17 protein-coding genes and 1 pseudogene are annotated in these 21823 nt (G+C 74.1%); 8 read left to right on the top strand and 10 right to left on the bottom strand.

Going from position 1 to position 21823, the window contains the following annotated elements; translation table 11 throughout:
- Positions 1-21 precede the first annotated feature (21 nt).
- Both KSNIM_RS33490 and KSNIM_RS33485 read right to left on the bottom strand, forming a co-directional pair.
- Positions 22-1272 carry a hypothetical protein gene (locus KSNIM_RS33490; protein WP_263106909.1) on the bottom strand — a complete coding sequence of 417 codons (1251 nt, stop codon included), beginning with the start codon at positions 1270-1272 and terminating at the stop codon, positions 22-24.
- A 910-nt stretch (positions 1273-2182) separates the two neighbouring features.
- Positions 2183-2488 carry a DUF3040 domain-containing protein gene (locus KSNIM_RS33485; RefSeq protein WP_263106908.1) on the bottom strand — a complete coding sequence of 102 codons (306 nt, stop codon included), beginning with the start codon at positions 2486-2488 and terminating at the stop codon, positions 2183-2185.
- A gap of 191 nt (positions 2489-2679) precedes the next feature.
- Between KSNIM_RS33485 and KSNIM_RS33480 the strand changes: the two genes are divergently transcribed.
- A complete protein-coding gene (locus KSNIM_RS33480; RefSeq protein WP_263106907.1) occupies positions 2680-3405 on the top strand; it encodes a class I SAM-dependent methyltransferase in 726 nt (241 codons plus the stop codon).
- 202 nt (positions 3406-3607) lie between these two features.
- Here KSNIM_RS33480 and KSNIM_RS33475 read toward each other — a convergent pair whose 3' ends face one another.
- Positions 3608-5401, bottom strand: a complete 1794-nt coding sequence (locus KSNIM_RS33475) for a protein kinase domain-containing protein (RefSeq protein WP_263106906.1) — start codon at positions 5399-5401, stop codon at positions 3608-3610.
- A 187-nt stretch (positions 5402-5588) separates the two neighbouring features.
- On the opposite strand from KSNIM_RS33475, the gene KSNIM_RS33470 reads away from it, so the two are divergent.
- The 6 genes from KSNIM_RS33470 (at position 5589) to KSNIM_RS33445 (ending at position 14820) form a co-directional block, all read left to right on the top strand.
- Positions 5589-9836 carry a hypothetical protein gene (locus KSNIM_RS33470; RefSeq protein WP_263106905.1) on the top strand — a complete coding sequence of 1416 codons (4248 nt, stop codon included), beginning with the start codon at positions 5589-5591 and terminating at the stop codon, positions 9834-9836.
- 133 nt (positions 9837-9969) lie between these two features.
- Complete coding sequence (locus tag KSNIM_RS33465; RefSeq protein ID WP_263106904.1) at positions 9970-10392, top strand: J domain-containing protein; 423 nt, start codon at positions 9970-9972, stop codon at positions 10390-10392.
- A gap of 5 nt (positions 10393-10397) precedes the next feature.
- A complete protein-coding gene (locus tag KSNIM_RS33460; protein ID WP_263106903.1) occupies positions 10398-11162 on the top strand; it encodes a nucleotide exchange factor GrpE in 765 nt (254 codons plus the stop codon).
- Positions 11163-11189: 27 nt separating this feature from the next.
- Positions 11190-13733 (top strand): Hsp70 family protein, encoded by a 2544-nt coding sequence (locus KSNIM_RS33455; RefSeq protein WP_263106902.1) that lies wholly within the window; start codon positions 11190-11192, stop codon positions 13731-13733.
- Positions 13730-14014: a hypothetical protein gene (locus tag KSNIM_RS33450; protein ID WP_263106901.1), complete on the top strand. Its 285-nt coding sequence runs from the start codon at positions 13730-13732 to the stop codon at positions 14012-14014. The genes KSNIM_RS33455 and KSNIM_RS33450 overlap by 4 nt, the downstream gene beginning before the upstream one ends.
- Positions 14015-14322: 308 nt before the next feature.
- Positions 14323-14820: an isochorismatase family protein gene (locus KSNIM_RS33445; protein ID WP_411543902.1), complete on the top strand. Its 498-nt coding sequence runs from the start codon at positions 14323-14325 to the stop codon at positions 14818-14820.
- A gap of 18 nt (positions 14821-14838) precedes the next feature.
- Here the strand turns inward: KSNIM_RS33445 and KSNIM_RS33440 are convergent, their stop codons facing one another.
- Together KSNIM_RS33440 and KSNIM_RS33435 are read right to left on the bottom strand one after the other, a co-directional pair.
- Positions 14839-15582 carry a DUF6215 domain-containing protein gene (locus KSNIM_RS33440; protein WP_263106899.1) on the bottom strand — a complete coding sequence of 248 codons (744 nt, stop codon included), beginning with the start codon at positions 15580-15582 and terminating at the stop codon, positions 14839-14841.
- Between the two features lie 223 nt (positions 15583-15805).
- A complete protein-coding gene (locus KSNIM_RS33435; RefSeq protein WP_263106898.1) occupies positions 15806-16387 on the bottom strand; it encodes a hypothetical protein in 582 nt (193 codons plus the stop codon).
- 236 nt (positions 16388-16623) lie between these two features.
- Here KSNIM_RS33435 and KSNIM_RS33425 point away from each other — a divergent pair.
- A pseudogene (locus KSNIM_RS33425) lies at positions 16624-16826 on the top strand (cytochrome P450); the annotation flags it as partial.
- A 60-nt stretch (positions 16827-16886) separates the two neighbouring features.
- On the opposite strand, the gene KSNIM_RS33420 reads toward KSNIM_RS33425, so the two are convergent.
- The 5 genes from KSNIM_RS33420 to KSNIM_RS33400 form a co-directional block, all read right to left on the bottom strand.
- Entirely contained in the window at positions 16887-18587 is a 1701-nt protein-coding gene (locus KSNIM_RS33420) for a putative Ig domain-containing protein (RefSeq protein WP_263108221.1), read from the bottom strand.
- A gap of 248 nt (positions 18588-18835) precedes the next feature.
- Positions 18836-19105, bottom strand: coding sequence for a hypothetical protein (locus tag KSNIM_RS33415; protein ID WP_263106897.1), 270 nt, complete (start codon positions 19103-19105; stop codon positions 18836-18838).
- Between the two features lie 139 nt (positions 19106-19244).
- Entirely contained in the window at positions 19245-19703 is a 459-nt protein-coding gene (locus tag KSNIM_RS33410) for an SRPBCC family protein (protein WP_263106895.1), read from the bottom strand.
- A gap of 130 nt (positions 19704-19833) precedes the next feature.
- The gene (locus tag KSNIM_RS33405; RefSeq protein ID WP_263106894.1) at positions 19834-20667 is read right to left on the bottom strand and encodes an SDR family NAD(P)-dependent oxidoreductase; all 834 of its coding nucleotides are present in this window, start codon (positions 20665-20667) and stop codon (positions 19834-19836) included.
- A 296-nt stretch (positions 20668-20963) separates the two neighbouring features.
- A complete protein-coding gene (locus KSNIM_RS33400) occupies positions 20964-21800 on the bottom strand; it encodes an enoyl-CoA hydratase/isomerase family protein (RefSeq protein WP_263106893.1) in 837 nt (278 codons plus the stop codon).
- Between the last annotated feature and the right edge of the window lie 23 nt (positions 21801-21823).

The following is a 21823-nucleotide window of genomic DNA, read 5'->3' as shown; positions in this document are numbered from 1 at the left end:
GGCCGGGCTGCGGGCAGCCCGTCAGTTGCCGACCTGGAATTCGTACTTGTCGGCGAGCTTCCGCATGGACTCGAGGTCCGGGTGTCCGTCGGCTTCGGCTCCGGCGAAGCCGCAGAGCTCCTGCCACTCCGCGTAGGCCCGCAGCGTCAGGGTGCCCCAGGAGCCGTCGGCCCACCGGGCGTCGAGCAGTCCTTCGCCCACCAGCGCGTTCTCGACCAGGAGCACCTGCTCCCAGCTGTACGAGCGGTGACCGGTCGGCGCCAGGACGTCCGCGGCGATCGCGTTCTCCAGCTGGCCGAGGTACACCCAGGGCCTGGGGTCCCGGCCGTCCGGGTCGGACGCGGCCGGCGGGAGGTCGGTGTACGAGGCCGAGGCCAGCCCGCCCCAGCGGGGGTCGGCGGAGAGCCGTCCCTCCGGGAACGGCGGGCAGCCGTACCCGTACACCCGTACCTCGCGGCGGCGGATCGGCCCGCGCTTGTAGACGCCGTCGCCGTTGCTCGCCCCGGTGAGGTTGGTGTTGCCCCCGATCGTCCAGATGTGCTCGTGGTCGAACCGGTGGACCCGCTCGATGTGGGAACCGCCGGGGCCCCACCGCTCGCCGGCCGCGCCGTAGAAGACCTCGGCGCCGATCATCGGGAACTCCGACCACCAGCCCTTCCGCCGGTAGTACTTCACCCCGTCCGGGCAGAAGGCGGACAGCAGGCAGTACTCCTCCAGGCCCGCACGCCAGGTGCCCCAGGACTGGAAGACGTAGCACCACTCCTGGTTCTGCCATCCCGCCGGCACCTTGCCGGCGTCGATGAGCTCCTGGGCGTACTTGTTGTGGTTGTGCGGGCCCTCCTTGTACCCCGCCTCGCCCAGCAGCAGGTCCAGGCACCTGCGCAGGCGGGAGGTGGCCGGGCGCGCCACGGCGGAGTTGCCGTTCGGCAGGAAGTCCCGGTAGCGGCCGCTGGTGTACGTCGACCACGGTGACCAGCCGTGGGCCTGCGTCTGGATCGCGCGTGCCACCTTGGCGTTGTAGGTGGGCCCGCGCAGCGACGTCTCCACCCGCAGGTTGTCGGGGAACCCGAACTGCTGCGGGTGGCGGAGCGACCTGATCTGGAACAGGCCGATGCTGGGCCCCCAGGTGGCATCGGCCAGGCTCTCGTCGCCGACCGCCTCCGGCCGACCGGTCGACTCGGCCATCGCCACCGCGGCGGCGACGTCGACCTCACCCTCCTCGAATCCCACCTCGCGTGACAGATGGCGCAGTTCGTCGTACGTCAGAGCCATTCGGAACACTTCTTCCGGCTGAACACCCCGGAAGGCTGGATGCGTCGACGGCCGTGACCGTGACTCGGACCGCGGCGCGCCGTCATCGGGGCGTGCTGTCCGCCGTGGCCGGCCCGGGGCAGTCGGACCGGCGGCAGGGCGCCCTCGGCGCTGCGCGCAGGGAGGAGCGCGCCTGGTGTGTCCGCGCCTCCATTCTCCTCCGCACACCGGGCCGCACAACTGCGATCACGCACTGTGACGTTCAACCCGCCCATCACCCCACTCCCATGACATTCCGTCACGACTTGGCGCGGCCGAGGGCGTGGCCCGTCAGAAAGGCCCCCCATGAGCTGCGGCCGCCTCCTTCGTCGCGTGGCGCGGTGCCGGCGTCGGTCACCGCAGGGGGGGCGGACCCGGTCGAGGTGCCGCTGTCCGTTCCGGCCGCGTGGCGGGGTGGACGCGGCGGCCCCTCGGGCAGCCCCGGCGCCCGGGAGCGCACCGCCGACGCGGGCGGGTCGATGGCGTCGTGAGGGGCCTACCCGGCCTGCTGTCGCACCTGTCGCAGCACCGTCCCGCCCCTGGTGGAACCGCCTGCGTCATGCCGCGGCCGGGTCTGCAGGCGTACCGTCGCAAGTCGGAGCCGGTACCGGGCGGGTGCGCCGCGCGGCCCGTCCGCCTGCCTCGAGGCGGAGGGAGCGGGCCATGCCCGGACAGTCCCTGCGGGTTTCCGGCGTCGGCGCGGGGGCCGCAGGTCCGTGTTCGCGACCGGCGACCCGGAGCTGGCCCGGGAGTACCTCGGCGCGGCTGAACCGGCCAGGCCGCCGGCATCGGACGGCCGGCGGCACGCCGCAACGACGAGCCGGAGGTCGGGCCCTCGGCCCATCGACCCGTGAGGGGCGTCACCCCGAGGGCCCGCGCCGGCCGCCGGTGATCAGCGGAGACGTCCGGACCAGTTCAGGACGGCGATCCGGGCCACCAGGATCCCGGCCGCGATCCAGGTACTCCCCCACACGGCGGCCCCGGCGAGCACCCCGGTCGACGTGGCGGTGGCCCATCCGGCGACCACCGCCGCCGCCCCGACGACGGCGAGCACGGCCAGCAGCACGGCGAGCATCCGCGGACTCCCCCACCAGCGGGGGCCGACACGGTGCCGGACCAGCCTCCGGGCCAGCCGCCGGTCGCGGGCGAGGTCGTCCTCGGCTTCGGCAAGAAGACGCAGTTCACGCTGAGTGAGCATGGACGCCTCCCGAATCGGCTCGACACCACATGTTCGGTACACGTCCCGTACCCGATGGCCGGCATTCAATGCAGAAGCGGTGGGCCGAACCGGCTCGTCGGCCGCTGCCCCGACAGCCGCCGCGGACCTGGTGCGCGACAGCGGACGGCACGAGCCCGCCGGCCGCACCACGCCCCCGTACATTCGGTCACATGGCTGACGAGATCTTCGGACACCCTCGACTGGCAGCGATCTACGACGCCCTCGATCCGGATCGGACCGACCTCGACACCTACCTCGGCCTCGCCCGGCAGGTCGCCGCGGAGCGGGTGCTGGACATCGGCTGCGGCACCGGCGTGTTCGCGCTCCTGCTGGCCGGTCTCGGGGTCGAGGTGGTGGGCATCGATCCCGCCCGGGCCTCCGTCGACGTGGCGAGGGCGAAGCCGGGCAGTGAGCGGGTGCAGTGGATCTGCGGTGACGCGACGGCCCTTCCACCCCTGCAGGTGGACCTGGTCACCATGACAGCGAACGTCGCCCAGGCGATCGTCGCCCCGGACGCCTGGCAGCAGACCTTGGCCGGAGCTCGCGAGGCCCTGCGGCCCGGCGGGTACCTGGTGTTCGAGACCAGGGACCCGGCCGCACGCGCCTGGGAGTCGTGGAACCGCGCAGCCTCGCGCAGTACCACCGACATCCCGGGTGTCGGCACGGTCGAGAGCTGGGTCGACCTGGTCGAGGTGGCCCCGCCTCTCGTGACCGTCCGCTGGAACCACGTGTTCGCCGTGGACGGACACCACCTCACCTCCGATTCGACCCTGCGGTTCCGGGAACGTCACGAGGTCGAGGCCGACCTGACGGCGCTGGGCTTCGGGCTGCGGGAGGTACGGGACGCACCCGACCGTCCGGGCAAGGAGTTCGTCTTCGTCGCTCGACGCCTGTGACCTCCACCCGTGCACTGCATTGAGCCCGGCCGCCACGGACGCCCGTGGTGCGGGCAGTCGCTCGCCGAGACCGGTCCACCGAATGGCGGCTGCGACCGTCCGGCGCGTCCCGGCGTCGCCGCCGCGCTTTCGAGGTCCGCTCGCCGTAGGGATCCGGCCACCCACCACTGGTGCGCCGAGCACGGGAGCGTCCCCGAGGCGCTCAGGTGTCCAGCCGGACGGGCTGCCAGCGGTAGGCGGCGTCCTCCTGCCAGCACTGCAGTTCGTCCTCCACGACCGCCGCAAGGCACAGCCGCCAGTCGTCGCCGACCGACAGCGCGACCCGGGTGGCCGGCCGCAGCGTGGGCCGCCACCAGCGGGGCCGACGCGCCCCGCCGGACGCGGGCAGGCGCAGCCGGACACCGCCGGTGCCGGCCAGCGCGATCGTCGGGCCGCCGCGGTGGCCGGCCATCGCCACGCCGAGGGCGGGCTCGGACTCGCCGATCTCGACCGGTGCCGCGCCGCCGCCGAGCGGGTAGAGGCGGGCCGTGCCGTCCGGGCCGAGGATGACGGCCTGCGGTCCGGCCGAGGAGCGGGCCAGCGCGGCGCCGCGGGCCCGGGCCGGTGCGGCGATCCGCTCGGGCCGGCTGTCGGAGCCCACCTGCCAGCAGAGCACCCGGTCCTGGTGCTCCACCAGGACGGACCATGTCCCGACGCGCTCCTCGGTGGCCGCGAGGACCCGGTCGGCCGGGCAGCCGGGCAGCTCCTGCCCGGTGACGGTGACCCCCGGTGACCAGCGGAAGGACTGCAGGACGCCGGCCCGGGCCGTCCAGACGACCAGCTCTCCGGAGGCGTTGACGGCACCGGCCGCACCGGCGACGCCGCGCGCCACCTCCCACCAGCCGGAGCGGTTGCCCACCCAGAGCGCGCCCGCGCCGTCCTCCGCGAAGACGGCGAGTTCCGCCGCCCGGCCTGCCCGGCCGGCCACGATCTCCCGCGCCGTCGGCGGGCCCTGGTTGGTTCGGGTGGCCGGGAGCTCCGGCGGCGAGAGCCCGGGGCCGGTGTAGCCGACGCCGTCCGAACCGCCGGAGACCACCAGTGGCCGGCCCGCGGTGTCGGGCAGCACGGCCAGGCAGGAGGTGCGCGGCAGCGGCCGGTGCGCGCGCAGGAGTTCGCGTCCGCGGGCGGCCCAGGGGCCGAGCGGTGCGGGGCGGCGGTCGGGGTCGTGGTGCAGCGGTTCGGCGGCCCATTCGGCCAGCTCCGCGCTGAAGCCGGCCGCCAGCAGTTCGCGGCGGGCCTGCTCGGCGGCCGTCCGCTGGTCCAGCCGGCCGTACTCGGGCAGCAGCAGGCTGCGGGCGAGCGTGCCCACGGCGAACAGGTCCTTGGCGGTGGCCGGGAAGCCGCCGACCTGTTCGGCCTCCGGCGGGACGTGCCCGGGAGTGAAGACCGCCACCGTCAGCGTCCGGTCCAGCGGTGCGAGGAAGGTCAGGTCGATCAGCTTGACCCGGCCCTCCGGCTCCACCAGCACGTTGGCGGGCGAGATGTCGCGGTGCACCCAGCGCTTGCGGTGGAGTTCGTCGACGATCCGGCAGAGCCGGACCAGCACGTCGGCCACGGCCGGCAAGCCGTCCCGGTTGGCCCGCGCCCACCGGTGCAGCGGCACGCCCTCGACCCACGGCGAGATCTGGTACCCCATCACCCCGTCACCGGGCGGGCTGCCCGGCCGGTGCGGCGAGGGGCCGAGCAGGAAGCTCGGCACCACCAGGTCGGTGACGGCGAGGCGGTGGGCGTTGTGCGAGACGTCGTCCCAGCGGCCGAGCCAGCGGCGCACCTCGGACGGGTCCCGCTCCAGCATGATCTTCGCGGCGACGAGCTCCTTGAGCCCGCTGCGGCCGGTGCGCACCGCGCGCCAGACCTCGGCCTCACCGCCGCGGTGGTGGAACTCCAGCAGTTCGTACTGCTCGGGATCGAACTCCGGCCCGAACCGCAGCCCCGGCACCCAGCGTGACTCTGACACTCCGCCCCCCGCCTGACCGGTCGGCCCTGCCCTCCCGGCCCCCACGATAGTGCTTTTTCCTGCCCGGATACCCCGGAGGCGGCCTATTCTGATCTCGCCCGAACACCGGTTGACAGTACGTCAAGGTGGCGGGCTCCATGCCAGGTTGTTCATGGATCCGACCGAACGGACCGCAGGGGGAGACTGCATGGCGCTGTTCGCGCTGCTGCTGATCGCGGTGGCACTCGCCGGCCTGGGAGGCTTCGTCCTCGTCCGCCGCAGACGTGCCCTCGACACGGCCTCGGCGGCCAAGGCACTGGCCGCGGCGGCCGCCCGGCTCGCCGCCGGGCAGTCGGAGCAGGCCCGGCGCCGGTACGCCCGGCTCGCCGAGCGGCTCGCCCTGGCACCGCCGCACCTGCGGCCCCTGCGCGGCAGCGCCCTGGCCGGCCTGGCCCAGGCCACCGACGCGCTCGGCGACCGGCCGGCCGCCCTCGGTCTGTGCCGCGAGGCCTTCCCGCTGGTCGGCGTGCCGGACACGCAGATCCCCCGCTGGGGCCTGCGGGGGCTCGCGGAGGCGGAGATCGGGGCGGGCCGGCCGGACCTCGCTCCCGTCCTCGCCTTCCTGCGCACCGTCGACCGGGCCCCGGAGCCCGGCGAGGAGGCGGAGTCCGCCGCGCGCGTCCTCGACTGGTTGCAGCGCCGCTGCCGGGACGCCTCCACCGCCGACCGCGACGGCGCCACCGCCGCCGCCCTGAAAGCGCTCCCCGGACGGGACTGGCCGGTGCTGGCCAGGTCGGCGTTCCTGCGCGACAGCGGCCGGCCGGGCGAGGCCGAGGCCGTCCTGCTCGCCGCCGCGCCCGGTGGCAGCGGCGAACTCTGGTTCCGCCACGGCGCCCACCTGCACGCCTCCGGACGCAATGACGAGGCCGTCGAGGCCTTCGGCCGCGCCGTCCAGCGCGGCACCGGCGAGCCCTCGCCGTGGGCCCGCGGGGCGTCGCTGCGCGCCGAGGCCCTGCTCTTCCGCGGCCTGGCCCGGCAGTTCCTCGGCGACCACCCCGGCGCCGGCGCGGACTTCGCGGAGGCCGCCGTGGCAGCTCCCTCGGACCCGCGGACCCACTACGCGCTGGGGCGACTCGCCCTGCTGCTCGACCGGGACGACGAGGCACACGGCCACTTCACCGCGGCCCTTGCCGCGCAGCCCGGCCACACCCCGTCCCGGCTCGGCCTCGCCCTGCTCCACGAACGGGCCGGCCGTCCCGCCGAGGCCGCCGCCGACTACCGGACGGCCCTGGAGGCGTACCCGCACTGGCAGCCCGCCAAGGTCCGGCTCGGCGCCGCACTGCTCGCCGCCGGCCGTACCGAGGAGGCCGCGCCGCTGCTCCGGGCGGAGGCCGAGGCCGGCCACCCCTGGAGTCCGGCCGCCGCCTTCCACCACGGCCTGGCGCTGGCCCGCAGTGGCGACCCGCAGGGCGCGGTGGACCGCTGGGAGCCGCTGCGCAGCCCCGGCCTCCCGGCCCTGCCGAGCCTGTTGGCCGCACAGCGCGACCTGCTCGCCCGCCGTCTGCTGGACACCGACCCCGGTACGGCCCGCGCCCTGTGGCAGCAGGCCGTCCTCGACACCCCGGAGGAGCCGGGCCTGCGCCGCTCGCTGCGCGAGGCCGCCCTCCGCGAGGCCGCCCACCTGCTGCTCACCCGCCGCGACGACCCGCAGGCACTGGACGCCGTTGCCAATGCCCTCGCCCTGTCGGGCTCCCCCGCCGCCGGCCGGGACGGCCCCGCCGCCTCCGCCCGGGAGGGCCGGCTGCGGTCCGCACTGGCCCTCGCCCGGGGCTCCGCGACCGGGCCGGACGCACTGCCCGCCGACGCGGACGCCCCGCGGGACCTCTACCACCGCGCCACGGTCGGCCTGCTGACCGGCCGTCCGGTCCGCACGGTCGCCCTGCTCGCGCCGGTCGAGCCCGACCCCGCGGGCGACCCGGCCCTCGCCCTGCTGCGGGCGCTGCTCGCCGAACGGGCCGGCAACCGGACCGGTGCCCTCGACTGGTACCGGCGCCACCTCGGGAACCCGGCCGGTCCGGCACCGGCCCCGACCGACGGCGCACGGTGCGCGGCCGCCGACGGCACCCCCTGCGACCGGAACGCCGCCGCAGCGTGCGGCAGCTGCGGCCGGGAGGGCTGCGCCACGCACCTGTACCGGCCGGCCGGCGACGGCTCGCCGCGCTGCAGCCGCTGCGCCGAGCGGGCCCTGCTCGCCCTGCTGGACTGTGCCCTGCAGGCGGGCCTGCCGCAGGAGGCCGAGCGGACGCTGACGACCTGGGCCGCCGCCCTGGGCGACAGCCCGGCCGGCGTCGCGGTGCGGGCGGCCCTGTGCCTGTTGCAGGCCGACGACGACGACCTCGACGCCGCGCTCGCCACGCTCCCCGCCGCCGCGCACCGGGCCCGCAGCACGGTGCTGGTCCGGCGCGCCGCTCGCGCCGTCCGGGCAGGGCGGTTCGGGGACGCGGCCGGCGACCTCCGGGAGGCCGTCCGGCTGACCCCCGGGCACGCGCTCGCGGCCGAGGCCCTCGCGGTGCTCGCCGAGCACGAGGCGGCCCGGCACGCCGCCGAGGGCCGGTACCAGGAGGCCTGGGACTGCTACCACGCACTGCTGCTCAAGGACCCGTCGCACCCGCGGCTGCTGCACGCGCTCGGCCTGGTGAGCTACCGCCTCGCGACCGCCGTCCCTGCCCAGGGCTCACCCGCCCAGGACGCACCGGCGCAGCGCACACCCACCCCCGGCATTCCGGCGCAGCGCGCCCCCCGGGAGGCGGCGGAGGCGGACCCCGCGGCCCCGGACCGGGCCGAGCTGTGGCACTGGGTCATCGGCTGTCTCGTCCCCTCCCTGCACGTGCCCGACGTGTGGGACGCCGCCGCCCACGTCACCGGCCGGCAGGCCGAACCGCCGCGGGTGGCCGCCGCCCGTGCCGCCCTCACCGACCGGCTCCGCACCGACCTGCGGACGCTCGACCAGGCCGACGGCCGGAGCGGCGACGAGGTCGACGCCTGGACGGTCCGGCTCGGGATGGAGGTCCGCTGCGCCGAGGCCTTCGCCGAGGACGAGGTCGTGATCGGCCGCCCCGACGGCACCAGCCACCGGCTCGTCGTCGGCCCGGCCCTCGAACGGCTGCTGCGGACCTCCCCGCCCAGCGGCGAACTCTCGTCCTGGCAGGGCGCGTTCGAGTACGCGGTACTCCCCTGGCGCAAGCCCGGGCCGTACGGGGTGCACCCGCTGACGCACGCCCTCGGCCTGTTCGACGAACTCGGGCCGCAGCGCTACCTGCTGCTCCAGGGCCGGCACGCCGCGGCGGTCTCCGCCCTGGAGGTCCCGGACGGCACGGAGACGGACGAAGCCCGGCAGCAGCTGCTGCGCGAGGCCCTCACCAGCCAGGCCGCCGAACACCACCGCCACCAGGAATGGCGTCAGGCCCTGGAGTGCCTGACCCGGGCCCGGACCCTGCCCGGCCCCGGACTCACCACGGAACTCGCCGCGCTCGGCGCCGACGCGGGCCTGCGCGCCGCCCGCGCCCTGCTCAAGGAGCACGACGACGACCAGGCCGGCGCGGCCGAACTGCTGGAGCAGGCGCTCGCGCTGTCCCCCGGCCACCGCGAGGTCCGGGAGAACCTCGGTGCCGCATACGCCCAGCACGCCCGCAAGGTCAACAACGAGACCAAGGACTACCGGCTGGCACTGGTCCTGCTGCGCAAGGCGCTCGCGCTGGCCCCGGACGACCCGACGGCCCGCCACTTCCTGGAGGCCGCGCTGCGCAACCGGGCCACCGAGGTCAGCGTCCTCGGCCCCGACGGCGACCTGGTCGAGGCCACCGAGCTGTGGCGGGAGCTCACCGAGCTCGGCGACGAGCCCGACGATTGGTCGGGCCTGGTGTACGTGCTCCAGCTCCGCTCGCTCACCGCCGCCCTCGACGACCGGCGCACCGAGGCGGTCGAGCGGATGGCGGAGGCCCTGGCGGCCGACGCGGACTTCGACGGCGACCCGGACGCCGAGGCCCCGCGCCGGGTCTCGGTGGTGCTGGCCAACCACGTGCTGGAGAAGTACCAGGACAGGCCCTTCGACGAGCGTGCCTCGCTGCTGCGGCGCGCCCAGACGTACGACGACTCCGCGGAGATGCGGGCGGTGCTCGTCAACGTGTGGCGCAGCGAGGCCGCTACGGACTTCGAGGCCGACCGCTTCGCCGATGCCGCGCTGCTGCTGGAACAGGCCCTGCAGATGGCGGGCCCGGCGGACGCCAAGGCCAACATCCGCAAGGAGCTGGGCGTCGTCTACGGCGCCCACGCCGTGCGCAACGCCAACGCCCGCCGGTTCAGGGAGGCCCGGACGCTGATCGGCAAGGCCGTCGCGCGCGATCCCGACGACTCCGGCCTGCGCAGCCTCAAGTACCGGATCGACCGCCTGCGCTGACGGTTCCGGTCGCCCCGGACCACCACCACCCGCCCGAGTCGAGACGACCGCCGACGATGGTCCGAACCGTCCCGAAGCCGCCCCGAAGCCGTCCCTGCAGCCGTCTGCAGCCGGAGGAGGAGAGACCGCCGCCATGCCCCTGCACGAACCGTCACCGTACGAGGTCCTGGGCCTCCCGCCCACCGCAGGCGTGCGCGAGATCAACCTCGCCGTGGGCCCGGCGATGCGCCAGGGCCGCCACAGCCGCCAGCAGATCCAGGACGCCGCGGCGCTGCTGCGCAACCCCGACCGCCGCCTGGAGCTGGACATCCAGCAGCTGCTGCCGCCCGAACCGGTCGACGGGGTGGCCGAGTTGCTCGGCCCGGTGCTGGAGGAGCCGCTGCTGGTCGTGGAACGGCCGCCCCTGACGCCCGCCGACCTGCTGGTCGTCCGCCGCGAGGAGCTCGCCGCCGACTTCGCGGAGCCCGCCCCCGCCTCCACCGCCGCCGAACCGCCCGTACCCGCGCAGTTCGCCGCCGACCTGTCGGTGCTGCCGCCGATCGAGATCCCGGAGTGAACGCCATGACGACCCAGGAACCCGGCACACCGGTGCCGACCGCCGCGCCGCTGGAGGTGCCGAAGCGGGCCCTCGACGTCGACCTGGCGCAGGCGTTCAGCCAGTTGCTCTTCCGGGCGTCGCTGCTGCAGCGGCTGCGGGACGACGAGGCGCGCGCCGCCCGGGCCGCGCAGCGCGACCTGCTGGGCCTGCTGGTCGACGTGGACGACGCCCTGGCGGCGCTGAGCCTGGACCCCGAGCTGGTGCGGCTCGGCCGCAGCTCCGGCATCGAGGCCACCCGGCGCCGGCTGCTCGGCAAGCTGGCCAAGGCCGGGGTGCGTCCGATGCGGCTGGAGGGGATGGCCGCAGACCCGGGCCTGTCCGAGATCGTCGGCACCGAGGCCCGTACGGGGCTGGAGCCGGAGACGGTCGTCCAGAGCGTGGTCACCGGCTTCTTCTGGAACGACGAAGTGCTGCGCCGGGCGCAGGTGGTGGTCGCCACGGCTCCCCCGCCGCCGTCCGCGGAGCAGCCCGGGCCCGTCGAAGGCGTCGCAGGCACCGGAGGCGCCGGAAGCGACGGAAGCGCCACGACCGGGGCGCCCGTCGAGAACCGTGCGAGCTCCGGGAGCTCCAGGAGCTCCGGGACCGCGGAGAGCTCCCCGGCCGCCGAGAGCACCGACGGGGCGGCGGCCGGGCCGGCCCGGACCACGGGCACGGGCAGGGCCGGGGCGGGGGCCAGGGGCCGGAAGAACTGGTCGAGGTCCTCGCGGGCCAAGCGACGCAAGCGCTAGACACACAGGGGACAAGAGGGGAACGACATGTACCGCACTCTCGGTATCGACCTGGGCACCACCAACTCGGTGGTGGCCCAACTGCGCCGGGGCGAACCGGAGATCGTCTTCAACATGCAGGGTCAGGAGGGCACGCCCTCGGTGGTCGGCCGCGGCCGCAAGGGCGAGCTGCTGGTCGGGTCGAACGCCCGGAGCCGGCTCGCCCTCGACGGCGAGAACGTGATCCGGTCGGTCAAGCGGTTCATGGGCCGCAAGTTCCGTGACCCGCAGGTGCAGGCGGCGCTCGGCGAGCTCGACTACAAGGTGACGGCGGGCACCGACGGCGACGTGAACGTCTGGTTCGACGGCCGCTCGTACACGCCGATCGAGATCTCGGCGATGATCCTGCACCGGCTGAAGGAGGACGCCGAGGAGCGCCTCGGCGAGCCGCTGCACCGGGCCGTCATCACGGTGCCGGCGTACTTCAGCGAACGCCAGGTCGCGGCGACCCGCGAGGCCGGCCGGATGGCGGGTCTGCACGTGTTGCGGGTGATCAACGAGCCGACCGCCGCCGCCCTCGCCTACGGGATGACGATCGAGGCCGGCGACGAGGGGCGCACCGTCCTGGTCTACGACCTGGGCGGCGGCACCTTCGACATCTCGATCCTGCTGCTGGTGCCCGGCTCGGTGTCGGTGCTCGGCATCGAGGGCGACAACCTGCTCGGCGGCGACGACTTCGACCGTGCCATCACGACGGCACTGCTGGAGGACATCCGGGAGGAGTTCGGCTCGGACTACCAGCCGGACCGGCGGGACCGGCCGCGGATCGCGTCGGCCGCCGAGGTGGCCAAGATCGAACTGTCCAACCAGCAGACGTCCGACGTCGTCCTGGCGGGCCTCGGGACGGGCCAGCTGGACCTGGAGACGGTGTTCGAGCGGCCCCGGTTCGAGGAGCTGATCGAGGCCCGGATCGAGCGGACCATCGAGCTGACCCACAAGGCGATCATGCAGGCCAACCTGACCGTCGGTGACATCGACGAGGTGCTGCTGGTCGGCGGCTCGACGTCGATCCCGTTGGTGGCACGGCGGTTGGGCGAGGTCTTCGGACCGAAGCGGATCCGGCGCGGCGTCAACCCGATGCAGTGCGTGGCGCTGGGCGCGGCGGTGCAGTCGGCCCTGGTGGCCGAGGTGGAGTGCCCGGAGTGCCGGACGCCCGCCGAGCTGTCCGCGGACTCGTGCGCACAGTGCTCGACCTCGCTGCTGGGCGGCGCCCGGGTGACCTGCACCGGGTGTCACCTGCCGGTGGACGTCGCGGCCGAGGCCTGCCCCAAGTGCGGGCAGCAGTTGGAGGCCGAGGCCGCCGCTCCCGTCGCGGAGGCCGTCTCCCAGACCCGCGACTGCACGCGCTGCGGCAGCCCGGCGGCGGCCGGGGCCACCGCCTGCAGCCTCTGCGGGGAGCCGCTCGCCGGGGGCGGCGCGGCCGAGGCGGCGGCCAAGGCCGCACAGGACATCGGCCTGCGCTGCGGCGGCTGCAGCGCGGTGAACCCGCCCGGCACCGAGGTCTGCCCGTCGTGCGGCCAGCTGATGCAGGTGACCAATCCCTTCGACATCACGCCGAAGGACCTCGGCATCGAACTCAACGACGGCCGGCTGGCGGTGATCATGCCGAAGGGCTCCAACTACCCCACGAGCGCCCCGGTCAGCCGGGAGTTCGTCGTCTCCGGCGGCGGGCAGCAGCGCCTCGAGGTCGCCGTGTACGAGGGCGAGCTGCCGATCGCCCAGCAGAACGAGCTGATGGGCCACGTCACCCTGCGGCTGCCCGCCGGGCTGGGCGGCCGGATCCCGGTCGAGGTGTCGTTCGGCCTCGACAACGACCGCACGATCACCCTGTCGGTGCGGATCCAGGGCGGCGAGGAGCGGACGGTCAAGTTCGGCCGGAGCCAGCTCGACCCGGAGCGCAAGGTCCAGGTCGAGGAGCAGCAGCGGCAGATCGAGAGCTTCACCGACCGCTGGGCGAACGAGCTGACCGAGGCCGAACTTCGCGAGACGCAGCGGCTGATGGACACCCTCGACGACATGGCCGGCGGCCGGACGGGCGGCGAGTCGGTGGACGCGGCGCTGGAGCGGGCGCAGTTCCTGCTGAACGCCCAGCGCTGGGTGCGCAGCACCGAGGCGTACCTGAGCCTGTTCATCCTGTACTGCGAGAAGCACCTGGACGGGGGCGACCTGGGCCGGCTGCGGGCGGTGGCGGCCGAACTGCGGCTGCGGCGCGAGGCCGCGGACTGGGAGGGCGCGATGGCGGCGGCCGCCGCCGCGGACGAACTGTGCGACTCGCTGGGCCACACCTTCCGGATGCTGACGATGTGCAACATCTACGTCAGCCAGAACATGGTCTCGCCGGCGCTGGGCCAGCGGATCCTGGCGGAGCTCCGCGGGCTGGACTCCGCCGTGGAGTCGGCCAACATGGAGGCGGCGAACCGCCACAACTCGGCACTGCTCGGCCTGTACGCGCAGGCGCAGCGTGAGATGGGCAACGACAGCCTGCCGGAGCAGGTCGGGCCGGTCCGCCCGGAGGAGGTCGATCCCCGATGACGGCCGTGCCGCCGATCGAGGTGCCGTGCCCGCAGTGCGCGGTGCCCGCGGACGCGGAGAGCCTGCGCTGCCCGTCCTGCCGGGAGGACCTCGCGGCGCTGGTCCGGCTGCGGTACGCGGGCCGGATCGACTACAACGAGGCGCTGGAGCGCGTCCGCGCCGGGGAGGACGCGGCCGCCCTGGTGCTGCTGCAGCGAGCGGTGGCGCAGGAACCCGGCCTGCGCCCGGCCCTGGACCTCCTCGCCGAGGTCACCGCCCGGGTCGGCACCGCGGGCGGCTGAGCGTAGCCGGACGGACGCCGGGGCCCCGCACCGACCGACGGTGCGGGGCCCCGCGGACCGGACTCCCGTGTGCATCTGCTCGGCCGGGGCGGTGTCGGCAGACCCTGACCTCCTGGTTGAAGCCGCCCGCGTCCACCCGCGTGCGTGCCCGGGTCGACCAGTGCCGCCGAGACGTCGATGCGGCCCGTCGCCCGGACCCGGTACGTCCACCGGTGTCCGTGCTCCCGTGGACGCGCCGTCATCTTTCCTCAGCCGCCGGGCTGGTCGCGCCGGATCCGCAGGGTGGCAGCCTCGGGTCCTGGCCTACGATCGTCCCCGTGACCTCCGCGCTGATCCTCATCGACCTGATGCCACGCATCGTCGCCCTGCCCCTCGCCCCGCACTCCGGGGAGGAGGTGCTGACGCGCTGCCGCCGTCTGGCCGAGGTGTTCAGGGCGAGCGGTCGCCCGGTGGTGCTGGTTCGGGTGGAGAGGCCGAACACCGCCGAGCAGCCGCCGGGCAGCGGCTTCGTCGACGGGCTGGTCCGGCCCGGCGATGTCGAGGTCGTCAAGCGCACCGTCGGCGCGTTCCACGACACCGACCTGCACGACCGGTTGCGCGATCTGGGCGTGGACACGCTGGTGCTTGCCGGCCTGGTCACCTCGATGGGCGTCGAGTCCACCGCACGGGCCGCGAGCGATCACGGCTACCAGGTGGAGTTCGTCGCCGACGCGATGTCAGGCTTCGCCGCCGACGAGCACGAGTTCGCGGTGGAGAGGATCTTCCCCCGGTTCGGTGAGGTGCGTGACACGGCGGCCTACATCTGAATCAGCGGCCGTCGGCGATCAGTGACCACTCGTCCGGTCCTGGGTGGCGGGCAGCCAGCCCCGGACGGTGGGGAGGACCTGCTCGGCGATCCGGAGCAGCGCGTCCGGGTCCGGGGCCTCGTCGTCCTGACGCCAGATGGAGAACTCGACGGTGTCGGCGTCCTCGTCCGGGCCGATGGCGACCGCGAGGTTCCGGGCGGTGCCGCCCGCCCCGGTGCTGGCCTTCCCGCCCTTGAAGATCAGGGCGATGGTGGTGCTGCGGTAGACCGCCGCGGGGTGGCCGAGCACCGTTCTCGGCTGGGCGAGCAGGCTCCGCAGGCCGGTGATGTCCCGCACCGACAGGTCGTGGTTGTGGGTGATGCGCACGTTGACCGGCCCGATCTGCACCTGGGCCGACGCGTCGAACTCCTTCGTCCCGTCACTGTGGACGATCGGTCCGCCGCCGGACTGCGCGATCGAGACGTGCTCCCCCGGTGTGCCCAGCAGGGTCGGCAGGTCGGGACGGTTGAGCGCCGCGCACAGGGCCGGGTACTCCGGCGAGTCGGTGTCCGTGGCCGGATTGCACGCGGCAGGCTTGCCGGCGTCGGCCGAGGAAGCGGAGAACATGCCCGCTCCCCACACCGCGGCGAGCACGATCCCGACCAGCACGACCGCCGCGGCGGCCTGGACGTCGGCACCCCGCCAGCCCCGACCGCCCGGAGCCTGCGGCCCGGCCTCCCCCACCCCGGATGCCTCCGGACGCGCTGCCGTGCCGGACTCCATGCGTTCCCCCTCCTGCGGACCGAGCCCGACCTCGTGATCACCGGACGGGCTGCGTCACCCTACTCGTTCCACCGTCGGCGACGCGGCGATTATTCGACCGGAGCCCACTCCCCACCCCTCCGACAAGGGCGGGCCCAGCGACCACCTATGAATTTCCGTCACATCCCCCCTGCGATCCGACCCACAGGCCGGTCAACGAACGGCCCGGTAGCCCCACGACGGCCTAGTACCACGCCGCGCTCACGGCTCCCAGGCCCGCCGCTGCCGCCTGCGCGTAGAAGGCGCGGGCATCCGCGTCACCGTCCGCGAGGTCCTTGCGGAAGCACGACAGGGCCGGGTCGGTTCCGTTCCCGGATGCGGCGGCCAGCGCGGCACCGCCGGCCTCCCACAGCTCCTCGAAGGTGTGCGCGGCGAGGAACTCCGCCGCCCGCCGCACGTCGCCCGGCTCCATGAGGGTCATCACCGGGTCGCCGAACGGCAGTACCGGCTGCCCGCCGCCCATCGGCAGGCCGGCCGCGTCACCGGCCGCCAGGTGCGACGCGGTCCGGTACAGCTCGTCGAGCTGGATGAAGCTCTTCGAGATGGTGAACCTGATGTCCGACGCATGATCCTGGTACGCATGCCACCGCTCCGTCATGAACGCGGACAGGTGCTCCGCGCCCTTCTCCGACTCTGCGGCGGAAACGGCCTGGACCTGCAGATCGTAGCCCATCGCGCGGACCTCCTCGTGCGCTGCGCGGCGGTCGCCCGCCGTGATCTTCATACCGCAGGTTAGTCCCAGGCTCGGACACTGCCGATGCGGCACGGGCGCGCACTCCGAGCCGGAGGGGTGGCGGGGGGGTGGGGCGCGCGAACAATCTATGGACCGAACGATTGGAGTGTGGCCGATGGCTTCGCAGCGTTCCCCCACCGAGGCCGAGAAGTCGGCCGAGGCCCGGCTCGGCGGGATCGCGCTGCGGCGCGAGCAGATGGCCGTCGTGGCGAACATCTACCGCGCCGCCGCCGGGGAGCGGCACGGCGTCGAAGGCGGCGAGCCGGTCGGCGACCTCGTCCCGCGTCACCTTCGGCACGGGCAGCCCCACCTGCGCCTGGGCAACCTGCTCGCACCCACCGAGATCCGCATCATGTTCGAGGAGCTGATCCCGCGCCTGTCCTCCATCCGCCACGCCGGCGACGTGCCCCGCGTACGCTCCGACCTCGTCCACGGCATCAAGAAGCTCCCCGTGGAGGTCATCCTGGCCTGAGCCTCCGCGCACCCGCGCAGGTGCCGGTTGCCCGCCGAGGGGCGGGCAACCGGCCGGTGCTCAGGAGACGTTGAGGGTGATGTCGTCGAGGACGAAGGAGGTCTGCTTGGTGTAGTCCTCGGCGCCGGTGAACTTGAGGGTGACGCTCTGGCCGGCGTAGGCGGCGAGGTCGAAGGTCCGCCGCTGGTAGCCGGTGGCGGCGTTGAGGTTGGAGTAGGTGGCCAGGGTGGTGCCGTCGGCGGTGACCGTGAGCTTGTCGTAGGCGGTGGTCGTCGAGGACGCGCTGTCGATGTGCAGCCAGAAGCCGAAGGTGTAGCTGGTGCAGCCGGTCGGCAGGGTCACCGTCTGGGCGAGGGTGTCGGTGGTGGTGGTGCCGTAGCCGTCCAGCCAGGCGTCGTAGCTGCCGGAGTGCGGCGGCTCACTGGAGCTGCTGTTGATGGTGGAGGCGCCGCCGCTGTTGGTCTCCGTCCAGGACGAGGTGGAGCCGGCCTCGAAGCCCGGATTGGCGATCAGCTGGGCGGCCGTGCAGCCGGAGCCGCCCGGGGAGTTGACCGTCCAGGTGAAGGTCACCGAGGAGGACGGTCCGGTGGAGTCGGTCGCGGTGGCGGTCACGGTAACCGTGCCGGTGCCGGTCGGCGTGCCGCTGATCAGGCCGGTGGCGGAGTTGATGCTCAGGCCGGCGGGCAGGCCGGTGGCGGTGTAGCCCAGGGTGCCGCCGGCGGTGTCGGCGGCGGAGAGCTGGAGGCTGGTCGCGGTGCCGACGGTGGCGGTGCGGGCACCCGGGTCGGCGAGGGTCACGGTGCCGGTGCTGCTGCCGCTGCCCCGGGCGAGCCAGGCGGTGGCGTTGAGCGCGAGCGCGGCGTCGGTGCCGGCGGGGTCGTTCCAGCCGTCGTACAGGGTGTTGCCGGACTGGCCGGTGCCGTCGTCGATCGGCGAGCTGTCACCCCAGATCGCGACCCGGCCGCTGCCGAAGGTGCTGGTGACGAAGAAGGCGCCGGTGTTGCCGCTGTAGCCGCTGCGGTAGACCAGGCCCTTGACCGCCGGGTTGTCGGCGGGCTTGAGGGTGAAGGTGGTGCCGTTGCGGATGATGGACCCGGTCACCCTGCCGAAGGCGCCGTTCAGCACCGGGTCGGTGGTGTCGGCGACCGCGCGCGGGTTCTCGTTGGCGATGTTCAGCAGGTCGACGGAGAAGCCGAACGGGTCGGTGCTGTCGACGCTGTTGGCGGTCATCAGGTCGTTGATGATCGCGGGCGAGTCCCAGCCGTCGTTGTTGCGGTCGCTGACGGTGTGGTCGGAGATCAGGAACAGACCGCCGCCGTTCTGCACGAACCTCATCACGGCGGTCTTCTCGGCGTCGCCGAGCCGGACGTTGGGCTCCGGCAGCACGAACTCGTCGAAGTTCGCGAGGTCGAGCGCACCCCCGGTGCCGTACGTGATGGTGGACCCGGAGGGAAGGGTCTTCAGGCTGTACCGGCCGGTCTTCTGCAGGGCCACGCCCCAGGCGGAGGCGGCGCCGGTCCACGAGGCTTCGTTGGTGGGGTCGGCGTTCTGACCGAGCGGGTCGGGCTGGCTGGTGGAGATGATCCAGTCGGCGTTGCCCGCGGTCTCGGCCTTGCTGTTGTCGAACAGGATCCGCTTCGGGGTGCTCGCCGCGGCCGCTACTGCGGTCCCTGCCGCTTCGGCCCGCTGCGGTACGGCGCTCGCACCGGCGAGGACCACCAGCGCGGCGGCGGCGAGAGCCAACGGGCAGGTGGCGTTCATGGATCTGATCACGTGTCAGCACTCCTCGTGCCAGGGGATAACAGAGGGTGCGCGCTACGCGCGTAGGCGCGACCATACGGTGCCATGGCCGGGTGAGCGGAGCCTTAACGGAACACGTCGTCTCACTTCATTCCGGTGATCCTGGAAGGGCGGCGGCCGTGACGCGACGTCGGGCGGCCGAACCCGCCCGGACGCGGGCCCCTGACCGTCCGCCGGGAACGCGCCCGGCGACGGCCGGGCGCCCGAGGTCAGCGTCCGGCGAGCTCCTCCAACCGCTGGACGAGACGTTCGAGGGGTGCGGTGGCATCGAGTTCGGCGGTCGCGGTGGCACGCAGCAGCGGCCCGAGGGTGGCCGGATGGTGGAGAACGGCGTCACGTTCCTCGGGCCGCTTGCCGGAGGGGTTGTCGGTCCTGGCCGCGATCCGGGCCGGCGGCACCTCGGCCGGCGCGCTCAGCAGCACAATGTGGTCGAACAGTCCGCAGAACCGGCCCTGGTCGGTCGTGCAGCCGGCCGCCAAGCGCTGCCCTCGTTGCGGCCGGCGAGCAGGTCGGCGAGCAGGTCGGCGATGGCCTGCTCGCGCCGGATCCGGTCCGAGATGCCCGGCGTCGTGCGCCCGGCAAGATCCGAAAGACCGGGCCTGGGGGATTTCGGGCGGGTCACGGGCCTCCGTGGGCCTGGTGCCGGGCCTCGATGGCCTTGCCGGTGTTGGCGAAGGCCTTCGAGAGGTGGCGCTTGCCGACGGTGCCGACGACCGCGCCGAGCACGCGTCCCTTGAAGTTCTTGCCCTCGCGGATCACGACGGCGTCCACCTCGGTCGTCCCGTCGGCCTTCGGAGTGAACGTGTACGTGTGGCTCGATCTGCCGCCCCACACGTTGGAGTCGGTGGTCGTCATGACGACGCGGTGGGGATCGGACCAGTCGTAGTGCAGCCGTTCCCAGATTCCCGCCGAGCCCTCGGTGACGTCGGCCTCGTGCGGCCCCCGGTCGTGCACCTCGAGGTACTTGTCGGCACTGTTGCCGAAGAGCTCCGAGCGGCCCGGCCCGAAGTCGGTGAGCCCGGCGACGAACTCCTCGGGTGTGGCGGCGATCGTCTGATGCAGGTGAATCGTGGACATGAGCGCTCCTTGGTCGTGAGCAGGCCCGTTCCGAGCGTCCCTCCCCGCCGTCTCCCCTGCAACGGTTCGGCGTACGCCGGGGGTCGCACGGCACGACGGCGCCCGTCCCGCACCCGGGCCGCGGATCGGATCACAGGGAGTCGACGAGCCCGCCGTCGATGACGAAGTCGGCGCCCGTGATGTTCGCCGCGCGGGGACCGGCGAGGAACAGCACGAGGTCCGCGACCTCCGACGGGCGGGTGAAGCGGCCGGTCACCGACTGGGCCGCGGCGGCACGGGCCACCTCACCGGGGTCCACGCCACGCGACTGCCCCACCGTGGCGGCGACGCCGCCGGTGCCCTGCCACAGCGCCGTCTCCACCGGGCCGGGACCGACCGTGTTCACCCGCACACCGTGAGGCCCGACCTCCTTGGACAGGGCCTTGCAGAAGTTCGTCAGCGCGGCCTTGGCGGCGCCGTAGTCGATGACCAGCGGGTCCGGCAGGCGGGCGTTGACCGAGGAGACGGTGACGATCCGTCCCGCGCCGGAGGCGATCAGGTGCGGCAGCGCGGCCCGGGTGGCGCGGACGGCGGCCATGAGGTTGACGGTCAGGGCCCACTCCCAGTCCTCGTCCGTCACGCTCGCGAAGCCGTCCACCCGCGGGCGCACCGCCCCGACGTTGTTCACCAGCACGTCGACACCTCCGTGGAGCGCAGCGGCCTCGGCGACCAGCGCGGCCGGACCGCCCGGCGTCGCCAGGTCGACCTCCACGACGGCGAGGTCCGCGCTCCGCTCCAGATGCGCGTCGAGCGCCTCGGTGCGCCGCCGCGATCCCGCCACGACGCGGCAGCCCGCCGCCAGGAACGCCTCGGTGATCGCCAGCCCTATGCCGCGCCCGGCACCGGTGACCACCACGGTCTGTCCGGCCAGGCCCGCGTCGCCACCCCCGGCTCCGGCTCGTGACGCCGCCTCCGGGGTCCTCACCGGGTCTCCCCGGCCCTCTGCCGCGGCCGGCCGACCGGCAGCGGGCCACGTCCGTCGGTCCCGGCGCCGCAGGCCTTCGCGGGCGGGTGGCAGCCGAGGCAGGCGGGCTCGGGGAGCGGCCTGCCCGGAGTGGAAACGGTCCCGGGCACGACGGGGATCGAAGTGGTCACGGCTGACGCCTCTCTGCAGGGACGCGCACGGGCTGCCTCACCCGGCAGATCCATCAGACCGGAACCACCGCGGCCTCGCACCAGGGAACACCCTCGCGCCAGGGCCCCGGCCCCCGGGCCGGCGGCTCACCGATCGAAGTCCGCCACGGCCTTGCCCAGGTCGCGTTCGACCTCACCGGGTGTCTGGAGGCCGCGGCCTGTGAGGTGGTCGAGTCGCTCGCGGGTTTCGGGCCGGGCGATCAGGCCCTGGAACGTCGCGGCGTCGGAGCGCACGTTGGCGCGGTCCGGGAGCGAAAGCTCGTTGACGGCCCGCTTGGCGGCCCTGACCCCCTCGGGCGGGAAGCCGGCGATCCGCTTGGCCAGGCGCTCGACGAAGCCGTCCAGTTCGGCGTCGGGCAGGGCACGGTTGATCCAGCCGTAGCGCTCGGCGAGGTCCGCGTCGAAGTCCTCGGCGCCGACGATGGCCTCCATCGCGCGGGTCCGTCCGAGCCGCCTGGTCAGGTGCTGGATTCCGCCCGCGCCGGGCAGCGCACCCGTACCGGTCTCGAACTGGCCGAAGACCGCGTTCTCGCGCGCGGCGAAGATCATGTCGCAGGCCAGGGCGAGTTCGTCGCCGCCGCCACGGGCCCGGCCGCGCACCTTGGCGATGGTGATCACCGGGACGTGCGCGAGCTCGTGCAGGAGCATGCCGAGCGAGGCGTCGACGGGACCGACGGCCCGCGCGGCTTCTGCGGTGTACTCCGGAACCGCCGTGAGGTCCACGTGCGCCGAGAAGTAGTCGGGCGAGGCGCTGTCGATGACGACGACACGCACGTCACCGGCGTCGTCGTACAGCGTGCCGAGGAGGGAGACCAGGTCGCGGACGAGGTCGACACCGATCAGATTGAGGGGGCCGGCGTCGAGGGTGGCGAACAGGACGCCGCCTTCCTGTCGGGTCCGGATCGAGGAATGCGCGACGCTCATGACGACTCCGGGGGTCGGGGAAC

Source organism: Kitasatospora sp. DSM 101779 (assembly GCF_025655475.1).
GTDB lineage: Bacteria > Actinomycetota > Actinomycetes > Streptomycetales > Streptomycetaceae > Kitasatospora.
This window is presented reverse-complemented; position numbering and strand designations above follow the sequence as displayed.